Origin of the sequence: Flavobacterium sp. (assembly GCF_031363805.1) — a bacterium.
GTDB lineage: Bacteria > Bacteroidota > Bacteroidia > Flavobacteriales > Flavobacteriaceae > Flavobacterium.
Genome location: NZ_JANLVD010000114.1, coordinates 1 through 6,470, shown reverse-complemented (window position 1 = coordinate 6,470; position 6,470 = coordinate 1). Strand labels below are relative to the sequence as shown.

Annotated in this window: 9 protein-coding genes; 2 read left to right on the top strand and 7 right to left on the bottom strand. The window is 31.8% G+C overall.

Going from position 1 to position 6,470, the window contains the following annotated elements:
- Together RMN92_RS06670 and trmD are read right to left on the bottom strand one after the other, a co-directional pair.
- Nucleotides 1-134 (bottom strand): 50S ribosomal protein L19 (locus RMN92_RS06670; protein ID WP_309608685.1); only part of this gene is annotated, 134 nt, incomplete at its 3' end.
- A gap of 221 nt (nt 135-355) precedes the next feature.
- The gene (trmD, locus tag RMN92_RS06665; RefSeq protein WP_309608683.1) at nt 356-1,033 is read right to left on the bottom strand and encodes a tRNA (guanosine(37)-N1)-methyltransferase TrmD; all 678 of its coding nucleotides are present in this window, start codon (nt 1,031-1,033) and stop codon (nt 356-358) included.
- A 112-nt stretch (nt 1,034-1,145) separates the two neighbouring features.
- On the opposite strand from trmD, the gene RMN92_RS06660 reads away from it, so the two are divergent.
- Nucleotides 1,146-2,279 carry a sterol desaturase family protein gene (locus RMN92_RS06660; RefSeq protein ID WP_309608682.1) on the top strand — a complete coding sequence of 378 codons (1,134 nt, stop codon included), beginning with the start codon at nt 1,146-1,148 and terminating at the stop codon, nt 2,277-2,279.
- Nucleotides 2,280-2,318: 39 nt separating this feature from the next.
- On the opposite strand, the gene RMN92_RS06655 is transcribed toward RMN92_RS06660, so the two are convergent.
- On the bottom strand, nt 2,319-3,110 hold the full coding sequence (locus RMN92_RS06655) for a class I SAM-dependent methyltransferase (protein WP_309608681.1): 792 nt from the start codon (nt 3,108-3,110) through the stop codon (nt 2,319-2,321).
- Nucleotides 3,111-3,346: 236 nt separating this feature from the next.
- On the opposite strand from RMN92_RS06655, the gene RMN92_RS06650 reads away from it, so the two are divergent.
- A complete protein-coding gene (locus RMN92_RS06650) occupies nt 3,347-4,279 on the top strand; it encodes a peptidylprolyl isomerase (protein WP_309608680.1) in 933 nt (310 codons plus the stop codon).
- An 85-nt stretch (nt 4,280-4,364) separates the two neighbouring features.
- Here the strand turns inward: RMN92_RS06650 and RMN92_RS06645 are convergent, their stop codons facing one another.
- The 4 genes from RMN92_RS06645 to RMN92_RS06630 all read right to left on the bottom strand — a co-directional run.
- On the bottom strand, nt 4,365-5,249 hold the full coding sequence (locus RMN92_RS06645) for an alpha/beta hydrolase (RefSeq protein ID WP_309608679.1): 885 nt from the start codon (nt 5,247-5,249) through the stop codon (nt 4,365-4,367).
- A 116-nt stretch (nt 5,250-5,365) separates the two neighbouring features.
- The gene (locus RMN92_RS06640) at nt 5,366-5,818 is read right to left on the bottom strand and encodes a 2-dehydro-3-deoxyphosphooctonate aldolase (protein WP_309608678.1); all 453 of its coding nucleotides are present in this window, start codon (nt 5,816-5,818) and stop codon (nt 5,366-5,368) included.
- Between the two features lie 78 nt (nt 5,819-5,896).
- Nucleotides 5,897-6,172, bottom strand: coding sequence for an ATP-dependent Clp protease adaptor ClpS (locus RMN92_RS06635; RefSeq protein WP_309608684.1), 276 nt, complete (start codon nt 6,170-6,172; stop codon nt 5,897-5,899).
- 45 nt (nt 6,173-6,217) lie between these two features.
- Nucleotides 6,218-6,470: 50S ribosomal protein L11 methyltransferase (locus RMN92_RS06630; protein WP_309608677.1), on the bottom strand; the 253-nt coding region annotated here is incomplete at its 5' end.

Here is a 6,470-nt window from a genome sequence, read left to right as displayed (position 1 = left end):
TTAAAAAACTGAGTTCTAGTTTTTTCACCCTCTTTAATTTCGTAATAAACGGTGATAGTATCTCCAGCTGCATAAACTGGGAAATCTTTTTTTGTTACAAATTCGTCTTTAACGAATTTCATTAAATCTGCCATGATAATTATTTTAATAATGGTTTTAAATCGGAGCAACATTCACGGATTTCGCCAGAGGTTGGTCTAATGGAGTGCAAATATAAAAAAGAATTACGAATTACGAATTACGAATTACGAATTTTTTCAATGTTTTTTTTATTTGTAATAATATGTAAATCATTAAGTTATCTATTTTTCTTTATATTAGATCATAATTCGTAATTTGTAATTCGTAATTTTTGCTACTCTTCAAGCAGATCTGGTCTTCTATTTTTGGTGTGTTCATAAGCCCTATCTTCTCTCCACTTGTCAATTTTCGCAAAATTTCCACTAGTTAAAACTTCTGGAACTTTCCAGCCTTTATAATCAGCTGGGCGAGTATAAATTGGTCCCGAAAGTAAATTGTCCTGAAAACTATCAGTCAAAGCCGAAGTTTCATCGCTTAAAACTCCTGGAATTAATCTTATTAATGCATCAGATAAAACCAAAGCGCCCAATTCACCACCAGACAAAACATAATCGCCAATCGAAATTTCTTTGGTAATAAGATGATCACGAACACGCTGGTCAACACCTTTATAATGTCCACATAAAATAATTATATTTTGCAACATCGACATGGAGTTTGCCATTTTTTGATTTAAAGTTTCACCATCTGGTGTCATATATATAATCTCGTCGTAGGATCTTTGTGATTTTAAATGTGTGATGCAATCATCAATAGGTTGCACATTCATGACCATTCCTGCACCTCCACCAAACGGATAATCATCTACCGATTTTTGTTTGTTGGTTGTATAATCTCTTAAATTATGAAAATGCACTTCCACCAATCCTTTATCAATGGCGCGTTTCATAATAGATGCTTCAAATGGGCTTCTTAATAAATCTGGTAAAAGTGTAATAATATCTATGCGCATTTTTAATTTTTTACAATTGCAAAGGTACAAAGTTTTTACTGGCGAAATTATTTGAAAAAATTTCAACAATTATTTCTAATTTTTATTATTTTAGCAGAAAAATCATATTTAAATGAAGACCACAATAAAAATGGGTGAAGGGAAAATAAGCGGATATATTTCTGTTTTTTTAGGAGTACTATCTTTCTTAGCAGTTTTATGTTTTAAATATCCCGAATGGTTGACTACTCCTGAATTTAGAGAAGTGTATAAGGGTGAATCCATGAAAATGTTATTGACCGCCGTTATTATTGCTTCCTTCTTTTTTGCCGTGTTGAGTTTTATATTAAGTAAACAAAAGAAATGGGCTTTGTACGGTATTTTAATTTGTACAGCTACTATTGTTTTAGGCGGATTTAATGTTGCGCCAAGCGATGTTACCAGCAAAAGTGTGCATTTGGGATTGGATTGGTTATTATTGGATTTATTTTTAATGGCTGTAATTTTTATTCCTATAGAAATGGTTTTTCCTAAACGACCAGATCAGAAAAAGTTCCATGTGGAATGGCGAACAGATTTAACGTATTTTGTAGTGAGTCATTTGTTGATTCAATTTTTTGGAGCCATAACCAAACAGCCAGCCACACTATTTTTTGGTTGGATGGGACTTTCTGGATTTCAAGCAAAAATTAATAGTTTGCCTTTTTTAATAGAATTATTTATTGCTTTTTTTGTTGCCGATTTATTTCAATATTGGACACACAGGTTTTTTCACAGTCATTTATTTTTGTGGCGTTTTCATTCAATTCATCATTCTACAGAAAATATGGATTGGTTAGCGGGTTCTCGTACCCATTTTGTTGATATTTTTGTAACAAGATCCATGGCTTTTATTCCGTTGTATGTATTTGGATTTTCGACTTTAACTTTCAACGTATATATTATTTTCATGGCCATTCACGCTGTTTTAATTCATGCCAATACAAGGATTGAATTTGGATTTATAAAGCATATTTTTGCCACGCCACAATACCATCATTGGCATCATTGTGTAGAATCTGAACATTATGGAAAGAATTTTGCTACCATTTTCCCGTTTATTGACAGAATGTTTGGAACCCATTATTTGCCTGAAAAAGTCTGGCCATCTGCAACTGGTGTGACTGAAGCCAATTATCCGAAGGGATATTTTAATCAAGCCATTCATCCTTTTAGACAAAGTCCATTTGATAAAACAAAAGAAGTTCTCGAACCTAGTGAGCGATAAATTCATGGTTTTATAAAACAAATTTCACAAATGAACTGTCTATTTTTTTGTTGCCAGAATAGAAAAAACCATTGGGATTTTATTTTCAAAATGTTTAACTCTGAATTTATTTGGATCAAATTCTTCTGTTTCGTTAAAACAATTATATGGCGAATAATTGTATTCGTTGAAAGAATTTATTTCTAGTCCAGCTTGAATTAATGAATTTAAAACTTCACTAGTTGGGTGATTCCAAGTGATGGTTTTTGCTTCAATTTCAGAATATCTATCGGCATAGGTTCCAGATTCATCTTCTATAATTGGTGCCACATTAAAATAATTGTAAAAAATGGTTTTAAAATCATTGTCAAACATCCAAACCACCGGATGAAATTCTGCCATTATAAATTTGCCATTCGGGTTTAAATATTGTGAAATAATATTTGCCCATTTGCTTAAATCTGGTAACCAACCAATAGTGCCATAACTGGTAAAAACTATGTCAAATTTTTCGTTGAGATAGTTGGGCAAATCGTAAATATCGCAACAAATAAATTTGGCATCGAGATTTAATAATTGGTTTAATTCAATAGCTTTGTCAATCGCTTTGTCAGATAAATCTACACCTGTAACTTTCGCACCCATTCTAGCCAATGACAGTGAATCTTGCCCAAAGTGACATTGTAAATGCAAGATTTTTTTATCCTTCACATCACCCAACAAGTCCAATTCGATCGAATTTAAAGTAGATTTTCCTTTTAGAAAATTGTCATTATCATAAAAATCTGATGCAACATGGACTTCGGTTTTATTGTTCCAAGTTTGTTTGTTTATCTTGATGTAATCTTCCATTTTTTAAATATTGTTTGAAATTGTGATTATGAATTTTAGCCCTGATGGAAGTTGAAATCCTTTTATTGCGATTATAGAAAATAATCATGAGATGGCGCCCGTTCCTCGCAATGACAGATTGAAACGTACTGCAGGAATAATGTGTAAGGGAAACAAAAATGTTCTGCTCCTAAAAAAACCAATTCAAATCTACTATTTATTTTGTAAATTTGCATTTTATAAATAAAATTATCAAAATGGAAAATGGAATATACGCAAAATTTAACACTACAAAAGGTTCAATTTTAGTAAAATTATCACACGATTTAACGCCAGGAACCGTTGGGAACTTCGTGGCTTTGGCAGAAGGAAATTTAGAAAATAAAGTAAAACCACAAGGAACAAAATATTACGATGGCTTAAAATTTCACCGTGTAATTCCAGATTTTATGATTCAAGGTGGTTGTCCACAAGGAACAGGAACGGGTGGTCCAGGCTATAGTTTTGATGATGAATTTCATCACACTTTAAAACACAATAAACCAGGTATTTTGGCTATGGCAAATTCGGGTCCAGCAAGTAATGGTTCACAATTTTATATTACACATATTGCTACAGACTGGTTGGATAATAAACACACTGTTTTTGGAGAAGTTGTTGAAGGTCAAGATATTGTGGATGCTGTAACGCAAGGAGATGTTTTAGAAACACTTGAAATAGTAAGAGTAGGAGCTGAGGCAGAAAAATGGAATGCTGTTGAAGCTTTCAGAACTTTTGAAGGTTCTCGTGCAAAACGTGAAGCAGCTGAAAAAGCAGAAAGTGAAGCAAAAATGGAACAATTGGCTGCTGGTTTTGATAAAACAGAAAGCGGTTTGCGATACAAAATGATTCAAAAGGGTTCTGGTAAAAAAGCTGAAAACGGTAAAACTGTTTCTGTACATTATGAAGGTTCTTTAGAATCTGGAAAAGTTTTTGATAGTTCGTATCCTCGCAAAAAACCAATCGATTTCAAATTGGGTCAAGGTCAAGTGATTGAAGGTTGGGACGAAGGTATTGCTTTGCTTCAAGTGGGTGATAAAGCCAGATTTGTAATTCCATCTCATTTAGGATACGGTTCTCGTGGCGCTGGAGGTGCGATTCCACCAAATGCTACTTTGATTTTTGATGTGGAATTGATGGATGTGAAATAAATATTTGATTTAAGATTTTAGATATTAGATTAAATCCCAAAAGTAAAGCTTTTGGGATTTTTTATTGTGCACTATTTTAGTGTGATTATGAATTTATAAACTCAACTAAATCTGCATTCAATCTTTCTTTGTGTGTGTAAAAAAGTCCATGTGGCGCATCTTCATAAACAATAAATTTGCTGTTGCGAATTAATTTTGCCGATTTTTCTCCTGATATTTCAATGGGTACAATTTTGTCATTATCGCCATGGATTATTAATGTCGGAATATTAATATTGGACATTTCTTGTCGAAAATCTGTGGTTGAAAAAGATTTTGCACATTCTAAAGATGCATGTGGTGAAGCAAAGGAACAAAGCATTCTGTAATATTCTAAAAGTGGTGTACTCAATGGTTTTGAAATTAGAGTAATGCCAAAAAAGTTCTTACCAAATTCATCTAGAAAACCAATTCTATCATTTTTGATAGCCTCGGCAGTTTTAGCACCATTTTCTGCGGGTTTACCGTCAGGATTGTCTTGTGTTTTTAATTGAAATGGTGTTACAGAAGCTACTAGTATTATTTTTGAAACTCCTTTTCCTGAATGTCTACTAAGATATCTTACGGCTTCTCCGCCACCCATGGAAAATCCAACAAGTGTTGCGTTTTCTAGTTTTAATTGTTCAATAATTTGTTGTAAATCGTCGGTAAGTGTGTCATAATCATAACCATTCCAAGGTTGAGATGATTTTCCAAAACCACGTCGGTCATAAGCAATTACTCTGAAATTATTGGCAACCAAATTTTCAATTTGATATTCCCACATTTCGTTTGAAAGTGGCCAACCATGGATTAAAATAACTGGTTTTCCTTGTCCGTAATCTTTAAAATGTATTTTTACATTTGGAGCAGTTTGAATATACTTTTCATGATTCAATTCTAAAATTGAATCATTTTTTTGAGGCGATGTCAAAGTTTGGTTATTTTCCATAATTTCTTTTTTACTATTTAAATCAAATTTTTTTGAATAGTAAAGTTGGAATTTAAATGGTAAAATATATTACACAATTTTATGTAGAAATTGTAAAATTGTAACCAATATAAATTTTATTTTCTAATAGAAAAACCTAAAGGAATCATCAATTCTCCTTTTTCAAATCTATTAATGTAAAGCAAAATTGGTTTGGGAAGTCCAGTCCAAGAAATTTCAAAAATATCAATGGTTCCTGCGCCCATATCAGTTTTTTTTGTTGGAAATGGGCAACAAGCATCTTTTTTCTCAAACTTAATTTTTTCGCCATTTGGACCAGCCAAAGCATTTAGAAAACGAATTTGATTATTAAGTCCTTCATCTATTGAAGTGAAGCCCACATTTACTGGATAATCTGGATTATAGCCATATTTTTTGTCTTTTGCAATTTTAGTAACTACAAAACTTCCGAGTGCTTGATTGATTTCTGGCGTTGGAGTAGCATCATCAATATTTTGAATGGTAGATTTTGTACTGATGCATGAAGTTAGCATCAAAATTATAGAAATTGAAATAAGTATTTTTTTCATTGTGATAGTTTAGATTTATTTATAACAAATATAACAATTTAAAAATTTCAAAATCGATAGGTAAAAAAAATTATAATTTTATACTATTTCAGCACTTAATCCCGCTTCTAATAACGACGAACATTGAGGTTTTAAATCGTCTAAAGAACCTGTTTTCACTGTGCATTTGCCTTTATAATGTACCAAAAGCGCACATTGTTCAGCTTGTTCATTGGTGTGTTCACAAACTCGAATTAATGTTTCAATTACATGATCGAAAGTATTGACGTCGTCATTAAATAATACAATTTCGTTATTGATTGCGACGGCTTCTTTTATGGAAGTTTTTACTTTTGTTTTTTCTATTGTAGCCATTTTAATATTAGATTTCATTTTTTTGATTTCAGATATTTAAAAATACTAATTTACATATTTTAATGATGCCCAATTGTTTCGTAGTAATTTTTTAACAAAAGTTAAACCTTTTTCTTTGCAGGATGCATCTATAAACGGAATATCATCTTCATAAAAACCACTAAATAGAATGGTTCCATTATCATTTAAACAATCAGCATAAGCTTGCATATCATTAAGCAAAATATTTCTGTTGATATTGGCAATAATTAAATCGTATTTTTTGTTTTTCAACAGAGCAGCATCACCTTCGTAAACT

Coding starts and splice junctions, on each gene's coding strand:
- RMN92_RS06635 (WP_309608684.1), bottom strand. CDS start 6,172: ATGGCTACAATAGAAAAAACAAAAGTAAAAACTTCCATAAAAGAAGCC.
- RMN92_RS06655 (WP_309608681.1), bottom strand. CDS start 3,110: ATGGAAGATTACATCAAGATAAACAAACAAACTTGGAACAATAAAACC.
- RMN92_RS06660 (WP_309608682.1), top strand. CDS start 1,146: ATGAAGACCACAATAAAAATGGGTGAAGGGAAAATAAGCGGATATATT.
- RMN92_RS06645 (WP_309608679.1), bottom strand. CDS start 5,249: ATGGAAAATAACCAAACTTTGACATCGCCTCAAAAAAATGATTCAATT.
- RMN92_RS06640 (WP_309608678.1), bottom strand. CDS start 5,818: ATGAAAAAAATACTTATTTCAATTTCTATAATTTTGATGCTAACTTCA.
- RMN92_RS06650 (WP_309608680.1), top strand. CDS start 3,347: ATGGAAAATGGAATATACGCAAAATTTAACACTACAAAAGGTTCAATT.
- trmD (WP_309608683.1), bottom strand. CDS start 1,033: ATGCGCATAGATATTATTACACTTTTACCAGATTTATTAAGAAGCCCA.